The organism is Pseudoalteromonas sp. ASV78 (assembly GCF_047806705.1).
GTDB classification, from domain to species: Bacteria; Pseudomonadota; Gammaproteobacteria; order Enterobacterales; family Alteromonadaceae; genus Pseudoalteromonas; species Pseudoalteromonas prydzensis_A.
The window spans coordinates 14478-35955 of sequence record NZ_JBLOPA010000002.1; the positions used below are offsets into that span (position 1 = coordinate 14478).

Consider the following 21478-nt stretch of genomic DNA (forward strand, 5'->3'; position numbering starts at 1 on the left):
GATACGGAAAATAATTATGCAAGCTATCTCAAATAAGCAATTTACCCTTCAATCTCGCCCGCATGGTGCGCCAACTCTTGATAACTTTGCACTTAAAAGCGTGCAACTACCAGAGCTACAGCAAGGCGAGGTATTGCTACGCACTATTTATTTATCACTCGACCCTTATATGCGCGGCCGTATGAGCGATGCCAAATCATATGCCGAACCTGTAGCTATTGGTGATGTAATGGTAGGTGCAACTGTGTGCCAAATTGAGCAATCAACTAACGATAAATTTGCTGTGGGCGATTGGGTATTAGCCTACACTGGCTGGCAGGAATACGCTATTTCAAACGGCGAAGGATTAATGCCACTCGGGAAAGAGCCAAGCAAGCCTTCTTATGCGTTAGGCATTATGGGCATGCCAGGTTTTACCGCTTACATGGGGCTATTAGATATAGGTGCACCAAAAGCAGGTGAAACTGTGGTGGTTGCCGCTGCAACCGGCCCAGTTGGTGCCACAGTGGGGCAAATTGCAAAGCTCAAAGGTTGTAAAGTTGTGGGTGTTGCTGGCGGCAATGAGAAATGCCAATACGCGGTTGAAAAGCTTGGTTTTGACGCCTGTATTGACCACCGCAGCGATGACTTTGCCGCGCAATTAGCCACAGCCTGTAATGCGGGTATTGATGTTTATTATGAAAATGTGGGCGGAAAAGTGTTTGACGCCGTATTACCTTTACTGAATACCGCAGCACGGGTGCCATTGTGTGGTTTAGTGTCACAATATAATGCCACTGAACAACCACAAGGGCCAGATCGTATGGGCGCGCTAATGGGGCAAATTCTCACTAAGCGAATTCGCATGCAAGGCTTTATTATTTTTGACGATTATGGCCATCGTTATGATGAGTTTGCAACCGATATGCAAAAGTGGCTAAGTGAAGGGAAAATTCACTATCGCGAACATATAGTGACAGGCTTTGAAAACACCGTATCAGCGTTTAACGATATGCTGGATGGCAAAAACTTTGGCAAAACGGTAATACAAGTAAACCAGCCACTATAAACTTTATTTTTCAAGCGCAGTTATTACTGCGCTTACAAGGAACACCATGATCAAACTACATCATTTAAATAAATCCCGCTCTAAACGTATTATTTGGTTACTTGAAGAGTTAGACGTTGACTACGAAATTGTGGCTTATCAACGCAGCAGCGAAACATTTTTAGCTCCTGATGAACTAAAAGCAGTGCACCCACTGGGTAAATCTCCGGTGATTGAAGATGACGGTTTAGTTATTGCCGAATCAGGCGCAATCACCGATTACCTGATCACAAAATACGGCAACGGTAAATTTGCGCCACAAGTAGGCACAAACGAATACGTTGATTATCAACAGTGGCTACATTTTGCAGAAAGCTCAGCGATTTTACCGCTATTGTTAAAAATGTTTGTGCAAAAAGACGGCGCTAAAACCGAGTTTTTAGAAGGCTACGCCGATGCTGAAACCGCTAAAGTGATTAGTTACTTTAACGCCCGACTTGAAGGTAAACGCTATTTAGTAGGCGATACTTTAACTGGCGCCGACTTTATGATGTCATTTATTGTTGAGATTGTTAAAAATGCCGGTCAACTAGCGCATTTCAAAAATCTTGTTCGCTATGATGAGCAATTACACAGCCATGAAAAATTTCATACCGCCAATGAGCTAGAAGCAAAGTACGATTAATAAACTAATTTAATGAGTTAAAGTTAGATTCATTAAACGCATTACCATAATCAGAGGTGAGATCTCACCTCTGATTAAACGTTTTAGTTAGCCTTTTAGCGCAATTAATTACCACTACCTAATCACGCTATTCTTACTCTAAATACGCACTGACTCCAACTACACAACAGCAGCAGTGTCACTTAAAAATAACAGCATCAACAGTAAACACGGAAAATATAAATGACTATAAATACGCGATTAGCAACAGGTTTTGGGGTTATCTTACTAATGATGCTAACTTTAACTGTGATTGGCACATCAAGAGTTAATCAAATTGATGGCAACATTACAGAGATAACCGATATCAATTCGGTCAAACAACGCTACGCTATCGATTTTAGAGGAGCCGTACACGACAGCGCAATTGCCATTCGTGATGTTGTTTTATTAACAAGCCCAAGTGATTTAAATGGTACCGTTAATTTATTAAATGAACTCAACGATACTTATCAAGTATCTCACCAACAAATGTCGACACTGATTGCTGATATGTCTGATGCTGAACGTTCATTAATGCAAAAAATTGATAAAATTGAGGCCCACACCCAACCTTTGGTTGCCAATATCATCGCGGCTAAACGCGCAAATAATATTGATCAAGCAACGACGCTACTGTTAACTGATGCACGTCCCTCTTTTGTACAATGGCTTAATACCATTAATCAATTTATAAACCTACAAGAACAAGCAAACCAAACATTAACGGAACAAACACGAGAAATAGCCAGCTCTTTTGAGCTATGGATGATCTCGCTCACGGCACTGGCCATTATTATTGGTGCTGTAGTTGCCTATATTATTGGTTCGCGAATTAAAAATGCGGTTGGTGGTGAACCACAACAAGCAGCTGAAATTATCGCACGCATAGCAAAAGGCGATTTAACGACAGAAATAACTTCATGTTGCCCGAATAGCATGATGGCATCGGTGCAAATGATGCAAAAAGAATTAAAAACAATCGTCAATAATATTATTAACTCTTCAAATGAGCTGTCATCTCACTCTGCCAGTGTGGCATCTGGTTCACAACAAGCACTGCGTGCAGCAGATAATCAAGTGACGCATACTAATGCTGCGGTGGATAGCTTAGAAACAATGAGTCAAAGTATTCATTCGGTTGCCAGTGCGGTGAAACAAACTGAAGACAATTCAAAAGTCACAGCGCAACTATCGCAGCAAGGCAGCCACTCAGTGCAAAAAGTAGCCACTGAAATTGAAGGTATATCAAGCACAGTAAAAGCAACCGTTAAGCAGGTCAATATACTGCAAGATCACGTGAAAAATATTGGCGACATATTAGGCGTTATTCGCAGCATTTCAGATCAAACAAACTTACTCGCTCTTAATGCGGCAATAGAAGCCGCACGTGCTGGTGAATCAGGCCGAGGCTTTGCGGTCGTCGCTGATGAAGTAAGACAACTAGCTCAACGCACCGGTGATGCAACAGGTGACATTGAAAAAATGATCCTACAAGTACAAGAAAACACCCAAGCATCGGTAACAGCGATGGAAACGACGGTTCCCAAAGTTGAAAACGGTTTAATATTAATGGGTGAAGCGAATCAGCTGCTGCATGAAATACAACAGCAAGCCAATGACTCGTTGACAAAAGTACTCGAAATTGTTGATGAAACATCAATGCAAGTGGCCACCGTTTCAGAGATCAGCACTGGGGTAGAAGAAATAGCTAATATGTCAAAAGAAACGAGCTTATCGCTTAACAATAATGCCAAAGAAGCCGTTGCGTTGGCGCAGTTGTCTGACACTTTAAAACAATACATAACCTACTTTAAAGTAAGTTAACTAGAGTTTAGGTTCAGTTAATAAAAATAAATGTTAATCTATTCGGCCCATCTGCAATCATATTTAACTGCCGTGGGCCTTACTTTTATTTAAGCAAAATCGTTATTTTACTTGATTACGCCCAGCAGCTTTTGCTGCATACATCGCTTTATCAGCCTCGGCGATAGTTGTTTCAACATCAGTATTAGCATTAAGCTGCGCGACACCAAATGAACCTGTTACCGAAATAGTAATATCCTCAGCGACTGCAATATTAAGCGCTGCAATTGCTTGCCTTAATCGCTCGGCAAATAATCTAGCCTCAGATACTGTAGTTTGCGTTAAACATAACAAGAACTCTTCACCGCCATAACGATATAGTTGATCATAACTACGCAAGTGTGACTGTAGACATTTGACAACTGCAATGAGTACTTTATCCCCCGCAGCGTGGCCATATTGATCATTAACTGCCTTAAAGTGATCTAAATCTAACATCACTAATGCACAATGCTGTTCCTTACGTTTACATAAGGCTTGTTCTTTATGTAAATTAGCTAATAGATTGATACGATTAGTCGCGCCTGTTAACGGATCACGACTATGCATCAACTGATAAAACTCATCACTTATAGCAATAAATAATTCTCGTAATTCATCTAAATCATCTAAATCATGATGAAACTGATCGAGTAAATCAACTGGCACAGCTTGTTTACTTGCTTTTAAAGACAGCAAACTTTTAGCACCTTGGTGCATTTTTATATGAGCATCACCTATTTTTGCAAATAAAGGATGAGAATTAAGTTTATCACCTGAAAGTGTCGCAAACCATTGACCAAACTGGCACTTTAAATGAGCATCGTCACGCAGGTCTTTGCTATTTGCTGGTGTGTCTGCAATCAAGCTGCGCAATAATCAACGCCAATTGAGGGTTACTAAAAGTATATCTAGGCTGTTGCTTTGCGTTTTGATTAACGGGTGTAATGTTAGCCACATAGATAATTCATACTGGTTGGTATTTATTATAATATGCAATTAATCGCGCGATCTCAAATATTCGAAAAAATAACGACAGTTTTGCTAACTTTAACTGTAAAGCCCCTTTACATTCTTTTAATCAACTAATCGGTATCCCACCGCAGGTTCAGTAAGTAAATGCTTAGGGCTGGCAGGGTTCACTTCAAGTTTTTGCCTTAGCTGCGCCACATGCACGCGAACATATTCAGGACGATTAATATACTGCTCTCCCCATACATGGCTTAATATTGCATTATGCGTTAGCACTTTATCTTTGTTTTGCAACATCAACAGTAAAATTGCATATTCTTTTTTGGTGAGTTTAACTTCTTGCTGCGCCACTGTGACTGTGTGCTTGTGTGGGTCAATAGTAATGCTGCCGCATGTTAAAGCTAAACTCGTTTGCGTATTAGTACGTAGTAACACGCGAATTCGCGCCAGTAGTTCATTAGCACTAAAAGGTTTAGTTAGGTAATCATTAGCGCCATTATCAAGGGCGGTAACTTTTTCAACTTCACCGTCACGTGCTGAGAGCACGAGTACCGGTAACTGACTCCACTGCCTAAGTTCTAGCAGCCAATCTTGACCATCCATATCTTGTAAGCCTAGGTCTAATAACACTAAATCAAAGTGTTGCTCGCTCAAAAGCGCAAAGCCATCGAGCCCTTTAGCACTGATGCTCACTTGGTAACCACTGGCGGCTAATAGGGTTTTTAAAAAACTTTGCAATGGTGGCGAGTCTTCTAAAGCTAAAATATTAATCATTTAACTTACTCCATGCTAAGCAAGCGCTGGCACTTTGTTGTTGCTCATTGATGTCTAAAGTAAAACTACCGTGGTGAAATTTAGCGACCACATCACAAATTACACTGCCCAAGCCAACACCTTGATCGGTGCTTGATTGCAGTGAGCTTGCTAATCGATTGGTAATACGCAGTTGGTAGTCAATTTGCCGCGCATGTTGCTGATAACTAAAATAGAGCTTGGCGTGGCCATCGCCATAGCGGCTGGCATTTTCAAACATATTCGCCAGCGCTATTTCTAATAGTGTGACATCGCCTTGACAGCTCGAATTGGCATCAATATTTGTTGTTACCACAAAGTGTACTAATTGCTGTTGCCTACGTGCTTTTGCTTCGCTTAGCAAAGCTTGCAAGTTAATTGTTTGCCAGCACAGATTTTCGCCCATTTTATTGACTCGGCTTAGTTCCATCACCTTGTCAAAATGCTGATTAAGAATTTTACTTTGCTCAAAAATATTACCCGCCTGCTCTTTTACTATCGCTTCACTGAGTGTGATCTCATCATCGGCCAGCATGCTTGATGCGCCCATAATAGTTGCCAGCGGCGTGCGCAAGTCATGGGATAAACTGCGTAATAATGCATTTTTAGCGCGCTCGAGTTCAGCTTGCACTGAAATAGCCGCCGACTGCTGCCTCAGTGAGGTTTTCTCATGTACCTGATACAGTAATGAAATGGCGGTATTTACGAAGCTCCTTTGTCCTTCAGACAGTAACGTTGTAAAAGCAAAGCCTCCCAAGCTATGCTCTTTATCACTTAATAGCATAAATTCGCCAGTCGGTTGCTGACGTGTTTGTTGAAACTGGCAAGTAATGGCTAAATGATCGCTAATAAGTTGCTGAAAATACTGCTTTTGCTCATCCAGTGTGTCTAAACTATTTAACCCTTTAGCTAGCTCATAAAGTGTTCGACTATTACTCGCGTGTAATTGCCCATCTCGCACTTTGGTATTTAATTCACCCGCTAACTGGCTGATCATTAACCCCACTATGAGCATTACCAAAAAAGTGACTAAATACTCAATATTTTCAATATGAAAGGTAAAATACGGAGTAACAAAAAACCAATCGGTGCACGCCACACTGACCAAAGTGGTAATGGCTGCAACTCGCCGATTACTGCGTACAGCAACCCACGCCACCCATAACAGCTGTAGCATGACAATATCGGTGGTAGTAAACCAGTTTTTAAAAGGGTAAATGGCCATAACCACCAATAGTGGCATAACTAAACTAAGCAATAATGCCTTATACCAAAACGACTTTTCCCCTATTTTTTTCATCACAACCTTATTTATATAGATTAAGTGGCTAGATTACTGTCTTTTCACATTTGCCTCTATAAAGTTTTTATAAAGATTCTATAAAATTGTTCGTTAAACCTTTCTTAGGCTTTACAATCGTCGGCAATAATTTGCAAAAGGTTATCTTATGATAAACTGGAGAATCACATTACGATTACTGGCATTTCCAATTATTTGGATGGGCACTGTCCAGCTTATTTTTTCTACGCTGTCGTTGTTTATTTTTAAAGATCGTGTGATCGCAAGCTTTCTCATTCCTGGCTTAACAATGCTCACTACCGGTTTGTTAATTCTTGTTAATCTGAATAAAGCAAATCTTTCTGCGGCCAGTTTTAGGGATGCCTTAATTTATGCCACCGTCACTTGGGCTATTGCTGGTACGTTGGGGGCTCTGCCTATTGTTTTTATTACCGGTGTCAGTTTTACCGACGGCGTTTTTGAATCAATTAGTGCACTCACTACGACAGGGGCAACCATTTTATCTGGGTTAGATAATATGCCACCAACATTCTTACTTTACCGGCAATTTTTACAGTGGATGGGCGGACTAGGCATTGTTATCTTTGTGGTAGCTATTTTACCTATGCTCAATGTAGGTGGCATGAAGTTATTAAAGGCAGAAACGCCTGGCCCCATTAAAGATGAAAAACTGACTCCGCGCGTAGCCAGTACCGCCCATTATTTATGGGGTGTTTATTTGGTAATCACTGTGCTTTGTACTTTAGCTTATTATGCCGGCGGAATGAGTTTTTACGATGCCATTGCCCATGCCTTTACCACTGTTTCAACTGGTGGCTTTTCGACGCACGATGCCAGCATGTGGTTTTATCAAAGTCATTTACTGCTGTGGATATCAAATCTATTTATGATCGCAGGTGCGATTAATTTTGGTTTGCACTTTAGAGTCGCTTATAAAAAAAGTATTGGCAGTTATTATAATGATGAAGAAACCCGCTACTTTATTTATATTATTTTATTTTTGTCGGTGTTAGTTGCCGCCCTACTATTACTTAATGAAACCTATACGAACACTCTTGAAGCATTCAGCTTTGCAACATTTCATATTGTGTCTTTCATTACCAGCACCGGTTATGGATCTGCCAGTTTTACTGAATGGCCTGCAGTAACAGCCACTATCTTAGTGATTGCTGGTTATTTAGGAGGCTGTGCTGGCTCCACAGCCGGTGGTAATAAAATAATTAGAAATGTAATAGTCGCAAAAATTATCAACAAAAATATCAAACAATTACTGCACCCACGCGCTATTTTTACGATTAAATATCAAGACATTCCTGTAAAAGATGACATCCTTCACGCAATTATGGCGTTTATGACCTTTGCGGCAACGTCTAGTTTACTATTTACATTGATGTTAATGGCTACGGGTCTTGATTTTTGGAGTGCGTTTACTGCTGTAGCCGCATGCGTTAATGTACTTGGCCCTGGCTTTGGTGAAGTTGGCGCTAACTTTCAGCCTGTTTCAGACACCGGCACTTGGATACTCTCGGTCGCCATGATCGTGGGTCGGTTAGAATATTTTACTGTTTTTGCACTTTTTACTCATAGCTTTTGGAAAAAGTAACGAAGGAATACTATGGCACATTTTACAGTTATTGGTTTAGGCCGCTTTGGCATTGCAGCAAGTCTTGAGTTGATCCATTTAGGACACACAGTGACGGGCGTTGATAGCAACCCAAAACTCGCCGAAAAATATGTTGAGCACTTATCAGAGACAGTGGTATGCGATTCAACAGATGAAGCGGCGTTAAAAGAACTCGATTTAGCAAATAGTGAAGCTGTGTTAGTCGCGATTGGTGAAGATATGCAATCCAGCATACTGTGTACCTTGGCACTAAAAAACTTAGCCGTTAAGCAAATATGGGTTAAAGCCGGTACTAAAGCGCACCATACGATAATATCGAAGCTGGGCGTTACACGTATTATTCACCCCGAGGAAGAAATGGGAGTGCGTGTTGCGCAAGCGCTAAATTATCCAATGGTGAACGACTATATCTCCCTGGGTAATGGCTTATATGTTGTTGAAATTCATATCAAGGCACATTTGCAGGGGATGTCTTTAGGAGTGCTACTTAACGACATCAAAGGGGCAATCGATCCGCTACTGGTAAAACGTGGTAAACACACTTTTGTTAAACTCGATCATGACTTTATCTTACATGAACACGATGCATTACTGCTATCAGGTAACCGCGCAGAATTAAAGCATATTGCCCCAAGGCTGGTATAAAACATGGTCCAATGGCACCCCTTAAAAACCCCAATTGAGCGAAAACCAAGGGGTAGTAGAAAACTGAACGCCGCACCGCCAGTGATTTTAAGTGCTGGTTTTATTATTTTGATAATACTCGGTGCAATCCTGCTCAAACTGCCCTTTGCAGCACATATTCCGATCAGTTGGGAGCAAAGCTTATTTACTGCAACCTCTGCGGTGACCGTAACCGGACTCGTGGTGGTTGATACTGGCTCAGCATTCACAGGATTTGGACAAGCCATTATAGCGCTGCTGATTCAATTAGGTGGACTGGGGCTAATGACCTTTGCCGTAGTAACCTTAATTGCGTTAGGTAACAAAGTAGGATTTTTACAAAAAACCGTTACCAAAGCGGCATTTAATCAAACTGATACGTCAACCTTAGTCAGCACCGCCAAGTCAGTATTGCTGTTTTCGCTGTTGGTGGAAACCTTAGGCATTATTATTCTCACCTTGTATTGGGGTCAAGAATTGGGCTGGTTAAAAGCCTTGTTACATGCGGTATTTTATACCATCAGTGCCTTTAATAACGCTGGTTTTGCGCTTAGTCCTAATAGCTTGATGGAGTATGTGGCCGATCCGGTCGTCAACCTCACCATTACTGGTTTATTTATTATTGGTGGCCTTGGTTTCACTGTGTGGATGGATTTATACAAATCAAAGCGCTGGGCAGGGCTGTGTACTTACAGTAAGTTAATGATCATCAGCACCGTGGTTATTAACGTGGTGGCGCTGTTGCTTATTTATGCCATTGAATACAATAACCCCAATACTTTACAACCATTAAGTGAACTCGGTAAATGGTTAGCTGCGTGGTTTCAAGCAGTCACACCGCGAACCGCTGGTTTTAATACCCTCGCAATCGAAGAGCTACGCAATGCCAGTACTGCACTGACTATGATGTTAATGTTTATTGGTGGTGGCTCGCTCAGCACCGCCAGTGGTATCAAAGTGGTGACCTTTGTGGTGTTAATTTTAGCGACCTACAGCTACTTACGCCGCGATAAAGGCGTTACAGTGCTGCGTAGAGAAATTGATAAAGAAACCATTTACAAAGCATTGGCATTGACTATTATTTCAGCGGGAGTCACTTGGTTAGCTATTTTCACTTTACTCTTGGTAGAAGATGCGCCGTTTATTGATGTAGCGTTTGAAGCGGTATCGGCAATTGGCACGGTGGGTTTATCCCGTGGGCTAACAGGTTCGTTATCGCCTATAGGAGAATTCATTATTATGTTCTTAATGTTTATAGGCCGGATTGGTCCCCTAACCATTGCTTACTTTTTAGCAAGCCCAAGAAGTAAAAAACTTCGCTATCCAAGCACCAAACTGTCTATTGGTTAATGCAGTTGAGCTCGTGGTGCGTTATTTTTAGCCCGAGCTCAGCTATTTTACTGTGCCATAATGGTTATTCATATCAAATAAAAACTAAATGCCCGCCAATTCACGCTCAGTTATACACTCCCCTGACGCCATCTCAAATTCGCGGCAAACTAATGGGCGGTTTTCGTAGATTGAACACATTAACGTGTTGCGATCAAGCGCTTGGCACCAGCCATCATCGGCGCGTTTCATCACTTCGCTGCCCCATTTATCATATTCAATATAATGAAATGGCACACCAGTGTCGGTGACTATGCGCACTTCCAACTGACAACAACAGGCTTGGCAATTTGCACACGTTACAGGCTCTGGAGCTGATGTGATATTTTTAACGACAATAACGTTTTCATCGGGGTGAACAATGTGAGGCATAGAGACTTACTGTTACGAATAAGCCTCTAGCATACCTGAGTGAGTTTAACGTGCCAGTAATTTCGCTTTTATTTCACTATAGCGTTGTTGCTCGCACAAGCCAAAACCGCTGAGCTGGCGGACTTTATTACGAGTAAATAACGGCACGCTCATCCCCGCTAAAAAGCGGCATTGGGTTTCTATACCGATATTATTAACCCCTTTACTGGCTAGATGACTAAGTAACTCGTCAACCTTTTGATAAATTACAGCATCGTCAGCGAAGCGAGGTACTTGTGAATATTCAAGCGTTACGGCTTGTCCTCTGCATACTGAGCAATGCCCGCATTGTTCTGGCGCTTGATGGTCGTCAAAATAACGAGCAAGGTTATAGCTCAAACAGCTTTTTAGCTCAAAAAAGCGAATAAGCGCCGCAATACGTTTGATCTCAGCTTGCTCTTTATCAACAAAATAGCTGTGTAATTGCTGAGCCAACTCAGGATTATTGAGCACCTCATTATGTACTTGATAGACTTGGGTGATCCGCTTGGTTTCCAGCGCAATTAAATTCTTCTCGGCTAAATAATCAAGGGCTGCAACCACCCGTTTGCGATCCGCCTGAGCGGCTTGGGTAAGCGTGTCAAAATTAAGTGTACCCCAGATTTTTTTAAACTGGGTATGGCTAAATATTAAATTTAAGAATTCTTGCCGAGCTGCATCAAAATGACTTAACAACGTGGCTTTGTCTTCTAAAAACTTATATTTAAAATCAGCGTAGTAAGCATAAAGTGGCGTTATCGCGCCTTGCATTTCCAGTTGTACGAGCAAGGTTTTAAGCGCTAATTGACGAATATTACTATCACTTGAGAGACTGTATTCTTGCATCTCCCATTGCTGTTGTTGATCGTGATGTTGGCGAATATCGTTGATAACAAATTCAATCCCACTGAGTTCTGGGGTATCGCCGTAAACAAAGTTTTCTACGGTATTTAAGCCATCTAAATTGGCTAAGGTATAACACTTTGCAGGCTGCCCATCTCGCCCTGCACGGCCAATCTCTTGGCTGTAGTTTTCAATCGACTTTGGTAAATCATAATGTATAACAAAACGGATATCTGATTTATCTATCCCCATACCAAACGCAATCGTAGCAACAACGACATTAATTTTACCCGCCATAAAATCATCTTGAATACCATAACGCAGAGTATCTTCAAGCCCAGCATGATAAGCCACAGCGTGTAAACCTTGGCGACTAAGTGCTTCAGCGACTTGCTCAGCTGTATGCTGCAAGGTCACATAGACAATTCCTGGGCCCGTTTGCTCGCGCACAATATTAGCCAATGTGCTTGCTTTATCAGCGCTTTTTACACTGAGTACCGATAAGTCTAAATTAGCCCGATAAAATCCGGTTTGTACAATGCATTCTGGGGCAATTGCAAAACGCTCACTCATATCACGTTTTACTTTTTTGGTCGCCGTTGCAGTTAACAGCAGCACCAATGGAATATTAAGTTCATCGCGATATCGAGGCAGTTTTAAATAATCAGGTCTAAAGTTATGACCCCATTCAGAAATACAGTGCGCTTCATCAACCACCAGCATAGAAATAGCGATTTGATTAATAAACTCACGAAACCGTTCATTTTTAAACCGCTCCACCGACACCATTAAAATTTTAACTTTACCTGCACGCACATCGCTCATTACAGTGTGACTTTGCTCTGTAGTTTGGCTTGAATCTAAACTTGCGGCATAAATGCCTTTACTATTTAAAAAGCTGATTTGATCTTTCATTAATGCCAATAACGGCGAAACCACTAAGGTTAAATGCGGCAAATGCAATGCCGTTAATTGATAACACAATGATTTGCCAGAGCCAGTGGGGAAAATTGCCAATGAAGATTGATTGTTTAGCAGTTGCTCAATGGTTTGTTGCTGGCCTTGACGAAATTGATTAAAACCAAAATGCTGCTCAAGCGAGGAAAGTAGCGTGTCGTTCATAATATTCCCTTTATTATAATTCCCTAATAAAGGAAATTATAGTTTGAAAATTCAATACCTGCCATGGTAACTTTTTTTTGCTTTATTTTCTTGGCTTATCTATTTGTTCCCATTAAATTTACTGACAAATCAATTTAAAAGGCGCATTATTAACTGGTTGCTTGACAAGGTATTTTAAAGCTTTTTGTCTGCTCAATACCTAAGTGTTCTTCGCCTTGAGCCACCATAAGAGTGTTTAGGTATAATTCTTTTGAGGGCAACGTAATGATAACTACACATCCTAAAATCGTCATCATCGGTGGTGGCGCAGGCGGCTTAGAGCTGGCAACGCAATTAGGACATAAACTAGGAAAGAAACAGCACGCAGATATTCTACTCATAGATAAAAATCGCACTCATATTTGGAAGCCGTTACTGCATGAAGTAGCTACGGGATCTATTGATGCCGATTTAGACGGTGTAGTTTACTCAGCCCATGCTGCAAAGCACCATTACAATTTTCAACTTGGTACTTTTTGTGACCTCGATAACACCAATAAAACCATTACTTTAAGTGCTTTAAATGATGAATTGGGTCATCAAATTTTGCCACAACGCACCTTCCATTATGACTACTTGGTAATTGCCATCGGCAGTGTCAGTAACGACTTCAACACTCCTGGTATTAAAGAGCATTGCTTTTACCTTGATTCAAACCAACAGGCCGAACGTTTTCAACACGCGCTACTCGATAACTTTACCCGCTTACACCAAGACGACGACCCACAACATGCCTTAAATATCGCCATTGTTGGCGGTGGTGCAACGGGAGTCGAGCTTTCGGCTGAACTTTACCATGTATCCGATCTATTAAAACTTTATGGTTTGACCAATATGTCGGCCAAACGTTTACATATTCACCTAATTGAAGCTGGCCCACGAATACTACCCGCTTTACCGGATAGAATTGCTAATTCTGCAAAACGAGAGCTATTAAAATTAGGCGTCACCGTGCGTGAAAATACTCAAGTTAAGCAAGCCACTGAGCAGGGTTTTATCACTAAAGATGATGAACACATTAATGCCGATATCATGGTCTGGGCAGCTGGCGTTAAAGCCCCTGACTTTGTTAAAGAACTAGGAGTTTTTGAGCTCACCCGTAATAATCAAATAATGGTCAATGATTTCCTACAGAGTAACGTTGATGAGCGAATTTATGTATTGGGTGATTGCTGTGCATTTACCCAACAAGATGGCAAACTCGTGCCACCGCGCGCGCAGTCGGCTCACCAAATGGCGCAATGTGTTGAAAAAAACTTAATCGCGACTTTACGCCAACAACCCCTCCGCGGATTTGAATATAACGATCATGGCTCGTTAGTTAATTTATCACGCTACAGCACCGTAGGCAGTTTAATGGGTAACCTCACCAGCAATAGCTTTTTTATTGAAGGTAAAATTGCCCGCTTTATGTATATATCACTGTATCGTATGCACCAACGCGCCATTCATGGCAGCGCAAAAACCTTTGCATTGTGGATCAGCGAAAAAGTGTTGCGGGTGGTAAGACCGAAAATGAAGCTGCATTAATACAACTCATGGTGGTATCGCTAAAGTTTGCTCATAGCGGGCACTTATTTGCGCATATTCACCTGAGCGACGAATATTCTGCAGTCCTCGGTTAAAAGCACTAATAATTTGCTTGGCCTGAGGATGGGATTTGTGTACGCCTATATGTAACGCACGGGTTATTAAAACGGGTTGTAAGATAGTTAATTCAGCTAATTGGCTATCTTGCATTATTTCATAACGCGCAGCCCAACTATCGGCTAAAGCAACATCCACACGGCCTTTTTGCACTTGTTCTAAGCAAGCATGCAAATCATTTAACTGCACCACCGTAAGCCCTTTAATTGTTTGCAAAAAATCATGATAGCCATAGCCACGAATAGTACTTATCGTTAAGTGCTGTAAACTGGCGGCACCAGTAAAATTTATAGCTAACATGTTTTTAGTGATGACGCTTAGTTGATTGTCAAAATATGGGTCACTAAATAATATTGTTTCAGCGCGCTGCGCTGTCCACCACAACGCAGGGATCAGATCAATTTTCGTTTGTTCTAACATTCGAATGGCGCGACTAAATGGCGCAACTTGCATGTTAAATTCAATCCCCTGATCAGCAAAAACGGCGCCAACTAATTCATCTGTAAGACCTGTACCATCTTTCATAACATAAGGAGGCCACTGACTATGAGCACCGACTAATGGCGTAGCTTGCGGTTGGGCCAATACAGGAGAAAAACAGTGACCCACCAGCAACAAAGCAATTATAAGTCTAATCATCGGACTAAGGCCAAATGTTATAATTGTAAAGTGTAGACTAATAAACACTCAGCTGTATATGCAGACAGAGCTGCAGCCTTTCTAGTCATAGCGTAAATAGCACATTCAATTGTGTATCCGTTTATCGCGTATTTCTCTATAATACGGCATTTTTGAGGGGCACTCACTTGAATATTCTCACGCTTTCATTACTTTCGCTGGCCATGTCGACTGATGCCTTTGCAGCATCTATCGGTAAAGGTGCCAGCTTGAAAAACCCGCGCCTTATCAATGCGCTAAAATTAGGCCTGATTTTTGGTTGTATCGAAGCTATTGCGCCACTTATTGGCTGGTTTATTGGCAGCGCAGGTTCAGCTTACGTCGCAGCGTGGGATCATTGGATAGCCTTTGTGTTACTGGTTGCGCTAGGTGTTCATATGCTTATTGAAAGCGCAAAAAAGAGCGATACCCAACCACAACCAGAAACTAAAAAACGTACTTTACTCGCCACCTTACTGACCGCTGTTGGCACCAGTATTGATGCGATGACAGTGGGTATTAGCCTGGCATTTTTAAACGTTAATATTTACTTAGCTGCGGCCATGATAGGCCTTGCGACCACAATAATGGTCACCATAGGCTCACTGCTTGGCCATGTAATAGGTGCTATGGTTGGCAAAAAGGCCGAAGCGTTTGGCGGTATCGCTCTTATTATTATTGGTATTTGGATTTTATATTCACACCTAAGCGCAGGCTAATATTTACAGGTTATTGTTGTGGCGTTGCTGGCAGCGCCGGTAAAAAGTAAGCAATTTATGGTTGCTCTGCATTTGATCTGCAATATACAAATTTGTCTTCAAATTTTAATATTTCCCCTGTAAATTAGGATAAACCAACTAAAAGGAATGATGCTATGACGGCTAAAACGCTGATTTTCAACTTTGATGGTACCGGCAGTGAGCCCCGTGATGCCGAGCAGTTCAGTTCTGCACATTTTAAAGAAGATGCCAGTATCACCAATATCCTTAAACTACATTTGTTATTTGGCGGCGCATTAAATAACGAACCTCACACTCCATTTGCTAACCAACTTAGTTTTTATTACCAAGGAATTGGTACCCAAGGCAGTCGTTTTAAACGGTTACTTAATCAATCATTTGCGCCCCGAGGCGATGACGTTGCCAGCATTTTAAATCGCGCTATCAATGACTTTAACAGCTATTATCAAGTTGGCGATAGAGTGTTATTAACCGGTTTTAGTCGTGGTGCAGCGCTTGCTCGACGCTTTGCGAAATGCCTAGAGCCACTGCTCAGCACAGACGTTTATTTATGTGTCTTTGATACCGTTGCCTCAATTGGTTTATCTAAAGTAACTAAAGCCACCCGGGGTGCTGAGCATGTTATTTTTGAAAACTATACCCTGGCAACAAACATAACCACGGCGCTGCATTGTGTCGCACTGGATGAAAAACGCCGCGCATTCGAGCCAACCTTAATTAACCATGCTCCCCATGTTCACGAAATTTGGTTTGCGGGTGCCCACTCTGATGTTGGTGGTGGCTACTACCGCGATGGGTTAGCCGATATTTGCTTACGTTATGCCTTAGAGTGGTTAATAGAACAACCTCTGCAGCTGCATTTGCTAACCAGCACACAAATTGACTACAGCGTATTATTACCATCAGAGCGCAACGCTTTAATTGCTCAAGATGATGTGACTATTACCCCCGATCCATTAGCACTTAGCCATCAACAAAATTACTTTTGGTTTAATCCATTATTTAAACTGATTGATAGAGAGTGCTGCGTATTAGTTGATAACGAACAAAGTGATTTAACCCCCCTTGTCCATCAAAGCGTGGCTGAGCGCATTAATCGCTTAACCAGTTACCGACCTGAATCACTGAAAAGTCTCAAATACCAAGTGCTGTATAGTGACGATACGACCCTTACCTTTACCGGTTTAAGCCCACATATAGCGCTCGATAAACAACATATGACACTCCTAGCCCAAGCTGAGAGTAAAGATGTTATGGTATATGGTGCAGAGCCTTATAATCACACTGGCTTAATGCTAGAGCAAGGTGGTACCTATCGTTTTACCCCCTACCCTGAACAAGTTTGGTATGACGACGGAGTCAGTTGCGGGCCACAAGGTTGGCACCGTGATAACGTGCAATTAGGCGTAAAAGAAATCCCCATGGCTTTACTCGAACCGTTTCGACGCTTGCCACACGCACAGTGGTTTGCATTAATTGGCGCTATTGATAACAACGATGACAACCTGTTTGAAATAGCCGGTGGCGCCGATATTAAAATCACCAGATCAGGAGAGTTTTGTCCTTTCGCTAATGATTTGAAACGTTTTTATGGCGCTAATACGGGTCGTATTAAGGTTAAAGTGACGCGTTTAGGATAAAAATACCCATACTGCACAAATGTGATACGCTTATTGCCATAATAAACTACATATTAATGCTATGAATTTACTGCATCCACAAAAAAAATATCCATGGCTCTGGTTTCTTTGGCTAGGTATTTTTTACAGCATTTGGTTATGGTTAATGATAGACCAAGCGCAATGGACTACCGCGCTTGAACATTGGCCTATGGCACTTGCTATGGCCATAGGAAGCTATGCCGCTGGTTCAACCCCAATGGGAGGTGGTACGGTTGGTTTTCCGGTGTTAGTGCTGTTATTTGAGCTACCTGCCAGTCTTGGCCGTGATTTTAGTTTTGCAATTCAAGCTATCGGCATGACCAGCGCCAGTATTTTTATTCTTGCTCGTCGGCAACCCTTAGCTAAGGCAATATTAAATGGAGCAATTGCCGGGTCCCTTATTGGTACGCCATTAGGTATTTTCTTTATTGCGCCTTACGTACCCGAACTATGGATAAAACTTATTTTTGCGGTTGTTTGGGCGAGTTTTGGTTTATTACATCTGTTTAGAATAAACGAAATAGCCGGTCATACTGGCATGACCGAATTTAATGAGAGATGGGATTTTAAGTTTGGTATGTGGCTTGGACTTATTGCAGGCGCTACCATTACCTCTGCCACGGGCGTTGGTATTGACATGGTCCTGTATACCGCACTTGTACTGGTATGTCGGGCTGATTTAAAAATTGCCATCCCTACATCAGTGGTCATCATGGCGTTTAATTCCATATTGGCAGTGGCAACAAAAGTATTTTCGGGACAAGGATTGCAGCCAGGTGTCTATGAAAACTGGTTGGCAGCAGCGCCTGTTGTAGCCTTAGGTGCCCCACTAGGGGTGTTCATCGTTGCTAAAATAGGACGTAAACCCACCCTATTAGTTGTTGCAGCCTTGTGTGTCGGTCAGTTCATTTGGACGCTATTTTCAGAGCAAAAACTACTGGGAATATCAGGCATATTGATATCCACCTTAGCCGTCGCTATTTGCTTAGGCGGTTTTGAATTATTACGCCGTTGGGGTGCAAAGCTCGCAGGAGAAAGGCAAGAGTTTCCTGCAAACCACACTGGGGAAAACACCACTGATTCAAGTTTTGCAAAATAAAATTAGTTTGACGTCAAAATAACTAACCACAATAAATTGGCCTGTGTTTATAGCCATATTGGTCTAAGAAGCTGAGCCAGCTTATTTACTTTTCACAATCTCGTTATTTAAGCCACCCCTTGCGTTTAAAATACAAGTAAGGTGAAAAACCGGCCACAATCATCAACCCGATAGCCCACGGGTAACCGAATGTCCACTTGAGCTCTGGCATAAATTCAAAGTTCATTCCATACATACTCGCTATAAGCGTTGGAGGCAAAAATACGACGGCAGCAATAGAAAAAATCTTTATAATTTTATTTTGTTCTATATTGATAAAACCTTGTGTTGAATCCATCAAAAATTAATTTTATCGAATAAAAAGGTGGTATGTGACATCAAGGTCTCAATATCCCGCATGATTTCTCTAAGCGTTTCCTGTTCTGACGATTGAACAGACAAGTGTCTGAGTAAAAATGAGATATCTCGTTGTGTATCCATTAAACACAGACGGATTTTACCATTTGTGTCTTCCAGTCTAGCCAGCTTTCCTATCGCTTCTTCCAGTTCAGATGACTCATCCTCCAATACTAAATAGCTCACGGCCTCTAACTCTCGGTGTAAATCTTCCAGCGAGTCAGCGTGATTCTCAACTTTTTGTTCCAATAATGTCAGTAGCAAGTCTTGCGGCGAACGTGATTCTACTTGCCCACGACGCGCTCGCATTCTCAGCAAACGAAAGTCTGCAATATCGCCATCGTGGATCGTGATCAATCGTTCTTTCTGTAAAATACACGCGACACTCACAGTCTGATGCCGTCCTTCAGACGGCGTCATAAACAGTGAATGGATATGAATGCCCGATTTATCAACAAAACAGCGTGCAGAGGCTTCGATCTCTTCAATATCATTGGATTCAGGAAGCTCTGTATGTAACAACCGAGTCAAAAAAGTGCGATCAAAGTCATTAGCGTCATGGACATCTATCCATTGCGCATTGTTTATGACACTAGATAGATTTTCAGCATCATGTTCAATTTCCTGAATGATATTCTGGTGAATTGAGAATAGTCTTAACATCAGTTTACCCCTATATTTTTCATCGTATTCCACGCTTTACTGCTGTACTCGATTAGCAAGCCCTGCTCTTCTGCAATAATAAAAGCGACAACACCATGTTCGTTAGCGACTCGTATAGCATCACTTTCACCGAGGCACAGTAAAGCAGTTGACCACGCATCTGCTTGCGTAGGGTCGTCATGAAGTACAGTAACAGATAAGGTAGAATGAGTAACAGGTTTGCCTGTTCGTGCATCTAAAACATGACTATAGCGCTGGCCTTGTTCATCGAAGTAGTGTCGGTAAGTGCCCGACGTCATAATGGCAATTGAATCATCCTGCTTAATATCAATTACCTTGTGAACAGCCCTATCGCCAGGTAATGGGCGTTCTATCGCAATGCGCCAGAACGAGCCATCTGGTTTATGCCCGCGTGTTTGCATCTCACCACCTATTTCGACTAGGTAATCGGTTATTCCTACTTTTTCAACAACCTTAGCAATACGTGATACACTGTAGCCTTGTGCTATCGAGGATAGATCAACACTTAGTTCAGGCTGTTTTTTTAATAAGCTGGTTTGTGTTGGTGAGGTAAGATAGCTTAGGCCAATTTTTTTTATGACATTTTGAATGTCTGTCTCAGAGGGGGGCATTAAATACATCTTTGCTAAACCCCCACAAATCAAAGAGCGGCTTAACGGTCAAATCATAGCAGCCATTGGTTGCCTGACTCACTTGCCGAGCAATGTTAACCAAGTTGACAATTTCTTCTCCCACTTCAATAGCTTGAGGATTTTGATTGCGGTTAAACTGCTCAATGATAGAGTCTTGGCGGTAATTCGACATCATTTTATCAATTCGCAGGAACTCAGCTTCTATCTCTTCCTGTAATCTTTCGGTATCAATTGCGGAGTCGCTCCACACTGAAACGTGCCAAGTGGTGCCTTGTGCAGCGCCACTTAACATTTGTACCTCAACAGGCTTAGAACAAGCCACCAAGCCAAGCATTAAGCTGGTCAACACCACCAAAGTTAATCGCTTCATGACTTATCCTTTTCGGTAGGTAAACGTTGCTCAGAAACAACGTGCAGTGTGCGTTGTGGAAAAGGGATCGTCAGGCCAGCGGCTTCAATGGCTTCTTTTACTTGTTTATTCAAATCCCAATAAGCAGACCAATAGTTTTCATTGGTTGCCCATGCTCTAAGCTGAATATTTACCGCACTATCGGCCATGGATGCAACCATGACTTGAGGCGCTGGTTCAGTCATCAATCTTGATTCATTTGCTGCTAACGCCTGCAATATTTTAAACCCGTCATCTATCGAGTCTGAATAGGAAATACCCACAACAATATCCATGCGGCGTTTACCATTGCGAGTAAAGTTTTTAATGTTATTTCCCCACAAAACGCTATTCGGTGAAGCAATATACAAGCCATCTATGGTTTCAAGCACTGTAGTGAATAAACTGATTTCTTGAACTGTCCCTTGAGTGGAGCCAAACTCGATAAAATCGCCAGTTTTAAAAGGTCGTAATATCAGAAGCATGATCCCAGCAGCGATGTTGCTGAGTGTATCTTTAAGCGCAAGACCAACTGCCAAACCTGCCGCACCAACTAAAGCGATAAGGCTGGCAGTATTTACACCAAAGATGTCTAAAATAAATACACTGCCGATGACATATACCGCGTAGCTGGCTACGGTTGAAAATATTGGTATCAGGGTCGCGTCGACTTTATTCAACTTAGAGTTAGTGTTTTGAATCGCTTTGCGTACTGCTCTTGCTATCAATGAGCTAGCCACCAAAATAACAATCGCTAAAATTAAATTATAACCGAGTGCTATTATTGTCTCAGAATGACTTTGCCAAAATTGAATAAGTGAATCTTTCATATATATCTCTTTCTTTATATGCATTTGAACCGAGT

General features: G+C 41.8%; 21 protein-coding genes. 10 read left to right on the plus strand and 11 right to left on the minus strand.

What is annotated here, in order from left to right; genetic code table 11:
* Positions 1-16 precede the first annotated feature (16 nt).
* The 3 genes from ACMVDV_RS18270 (at position 17) to ACMVDV_RS18280 (ending at position 3557) form a co-directional block, all read left to right on the plus strand.
* The gene (locus ACMVDV_RS18270) at positions 17-1048 is read left to right on the plus strand and encodes an NADP-dependent oxidoreductase (RefSeq protein WP_416159132.1); all 1032 of its coding nucleotides are present in this window, start codon (positions 17-19) and stop codon (positions 1046-1048) included.
* 46 nt (positions 1049-1094) lie between these two features.
* Positions 1095-1712, plus strand: a complete 618-nt coding sequence (locus ACMVDV_RS18275) for a glutathione S-transferase family protein (RefSeq protein ID WP_416159133.1) — start codon at positions 1095-1097, stop codon at positions 1710-1712.
* 222 nt (positions 1713-1934) lie between these two features.
* On the plus strand, positions 1935-3557 hold the full coding sequence (locus ACMVDV_RS18280) for a methyl-accepting chemotaxis protein (protein ID WP_416159134.1): 1623 nt from the start codon (positions 1935-1937) through the stop codon (positions 3555-3557).
* A gap of 102 nt (positions 3558-3659) precedes the next feature.
* Here the strand turns inward: ACMVDV_RS18280 and ACMVDV_RS18285 are convergent, their stop codons facing one another.
* The 3 genes from ACMVDV_RS18285 to ACMVDV_RS18295 all read right to left on the minus strand — a co-directional run bounded on the left by ACMVDV_RS18285 (position 3660) and on the right by ACMVDV_RS18295 (position 6639).
* The gene (locus ACMVDV_RS18285) at positions 3660-4451 is read right to left on the minus strand and encodes a diguanylate cyclase (protein WP_416159135.1); all 792 of its coding nucleotides are present in this window, start codon (positions 4449-4451) and stop codon (positions 3660-3662) included.
* A gap of 201 nt (positions 4452-4652) precedes the next feature.
* Positions 4653-5321 (minus strand): response regulator, encoded by a 669-nt coding sequence (locus tag ACMVDV_RS18290; RefSeq protein WP_304181927.1) that lies wholly within the window; start codon positions 5319-5321, stop codon positions 4653-4655.
* Positions 5314-6639, minus strand: a complete 1326-nt coding sequence (locus ACMVDV_RS18295) for a DUF4118 domain-containing protein (RefSeq protein WP_304181925.1) — start codon at positions 6637-6639, stop codon at positions 5314-5316. The genes ACMVDV_RS18290 and ACMVDV_RS18295 overlap by 8 nt, the downstream gene beginning before the upstream one ends.
* 148 nt (positions 6640-6787) lie before the next feature.
* Between ACMVDV_RS18295 and ACMVDV_RS18300 the strand changes: the two genes are divergently transcribed.
* The 3 genes from ACMVDV_RS18300 to ACMVDV_RS18310 are packed head-to-tail and all read left to right on the plus strand — an operon-like array spanning position 6788 to position 10276.
* Positions 6788-8242, plus strand: a complete 1455-nt coding sequence (locus tag ACMVDV_RS18300; protein ID WP_416159136.1) for a TrkH family potassium uptake protein — start codon at positions 6788-6790, stop codon at positions 8240-8242.
* A gap of 12 nt (positions 8243-8254) precedes the next feature.
* Complete coding sequence (locus tag ACMVDV_RS18305) at positions 8255-8908, plus strand: potassium channel family protein (protein WP_304181921.1); 654 nt, start codon at positions 8255-8257, stop codon at positions 8906-8908.
* A gap of 3 nt (positions 8909-8911) precedes the next feature.
* A complete protein-coding gene (locus tag ACMVDV_RS18310) occupies positions 8912-10276 on the plus strand; it encodes a TrkH family potassium uptake protein (RefSeq protein WP_416159137.1) in 1365 nt (454 codons plus the stop codon).
* A gap of 84 nt (positions 10277-10360) precedes the next feature.
* Here the strand turns inward: ACMVDV_RS18310 and ACMVDV_RS18315 are convergent, their stop codons facing one another.
* Entirely contained in the window at positions 10361-10687 is a 327-nt protein-coding gene (locus ACMVDV_RS18315) for a YkgJ family cysteine cluster protein (RefSeq protein WP_416159138.1), read from the minus strand.
* Between the two features lie 45 nt (positions 10688-10732).
* Positions 10733-12670: an ATP-dependent DNA helicase RecQ gene (locus tag ACMVDV_RS18320; RefSeq protein WP_416159139.1), complete on the minus strand. Its 1938-nt coding sequence runs from the start codon at positions 12668-12670 to the stop codon at positions 10733-10735.
* Positions 12671-12934: 264 nt separating this feature from the next.
* Between ACMVDV_RS18320 and ACMVDV_RS18325 the strand changes: the two genes are divergently transcribed.
* Positions 12935-14239 (plus strand): NAD(P)/FAD-dependent oxidoreductase, encoded by a 1305-nt coding sequence (locus ACMVDV_RS18325; protein WP_416159140.1) that lies wholly within the window; start codon positions 12935-12937, stop codon positions 14237-14239.
* A gap of 6 nt (positions 14240-14245) precedes the next feature.
* Here the strand turns inward: ACMVDV_RS18325 and ACMVDV_RS18330 are convergent, their stop codons facing one another.
* Positions 14246-14995, minus strand: coding sequence for a substrate-binding periplasmic protein (locus ACMVDV_RS18330; protein ID WP_416159141.1), 750 nt, complete (start codon positions 14993-14995; stop codon positions 14246-14248).
* A gap of 167 nt (positions 14996-15162) precedes the next feature.
* On the opposite strand from ACMVDV_RS18330, the gene ACMVDV_RS18335 reads away from it, so the two are divergent.
* The 3 genes from ACMVDV_RS18335 to ACMVDV_RS18345 all read left to right on the plus strand — a co-directional run bounded on the left by ACMVDV_RS18335 (position 15163) and on the right by ACMVDV_RS18345 (position 18513).
* The gene (locus ACMVDV_RS18335; protein WP_416159142.1) at positions 15163-15732 is read left to right on the plus strand and encodes a manganese efflux pump MntP family protein; all 570 of its coding nucleotides are present in this window, start codon (positions 15163-15165) and stop codon (positions 15730-15732) included.
* Positions 15733-15887: 155 nt separating this feature from the next.
* Complete coding sequence (locus ACMVDV_RS18340) at positions 15888-17393, plus strand: phospholipase effector Tle1 domain-containing protein (RefSeq protein WP_416159143.1); 1506 nt, start codon at positions 15888-15890, stop codon at positions 17391-17393.
* 145 nt (positions 17394-17538) lie between these two features.
* On the plus strand, positions 17539-18513 hold the full coding sequence (locus tag ACMVDV_RS18345) for a sulfite exporter TauE/SafE family protein (RefSeq protein WP_416159144.1): 975 nt from the start codon (positions 17539-17541) through the stop codon (positions 18511-18513).
* Between the two features lie 103 nt (positions 18514-18616).
* Here the strand turns inward: ACMVDV_RS18345 and ACMVDV_RS18350 are convergent, their stop codons facing one another.
* From ACMVDV_RS18350 to ACMVDV_RS18370, 5 genes are read right to left on the minus strand one after another with little or no spacing between them, the layout of a single operon-like run.
* Positions 18617-18850, minus strand: coding sequence for a CorA family divalent cation transporter (locus ACMVDV_RS18350; RefSeq protein ID WP_416159145.1), 234 nt, complete (start codon positions 18848-18850; stop codon positions 18617-18619).
* Positions 18850-19605, minus strand: coding sequence for a CorA family divalent cation transporter (locus ACMVDV_RS18355; protein ID WP_416159146.1), 756 nt, complete (start codon positions 19603-19605; stop codon positions 18850-18852). The genes ACMVDV_RS18350 and ACMVDV_RS18355 overlap by 1 nt, the downstream gene beginning before the upstream one ends.
* The gene (locus ACMVDV_RS18360) at positions 19572-20204 is read right to left on the minus strand and encodes an FAD:protein FMN transferase (RefSeq protein ID WP_416159147.1); all 633 of its coding nucleotides are present in this window, start codon (positions 20202-20204) and stop codon (positions 19572-19574) included. The genes ACMVDV_RS18355 and ACMVDV_RS18360 overlap by 34 nt, the downstream gene beginning before the upstream one ends.
* The gene (locus ACMVDV_RS18365) at positions 20191-20595 is read right to left on the minus strand and encodes an FAD:protein FMN transferase (protein WP_416159148.1); all 405 of its coding nucleotides are present in this window, start codon (positions 20593-20595) and stop codon (positions 20191-20193) included. Before ACMVDV_RS18365 ends, ACMVDV_RS18360 begins: the two co-directional genes overlap by 14 nt.
* Positions 20592-21443 carry a mechanosensitive ion channel family protein gene (locus ACMVDV_RS18370; protein WP_416159149.1) on the minus strand — a complete coding sequence of 284 codons (852 nt, stop codon included), beginning with the start codon at positions 21441-21443 and terminating at the stop codon, positions 20592-20594. The genes ACMVDV_RS18365 and ACMVDV_RS18370 overlap by 4 nt, the downstream gene beginning before the upstream one ends.
* Positions 21444-21478: the final 35 nt, after the last annotated feature.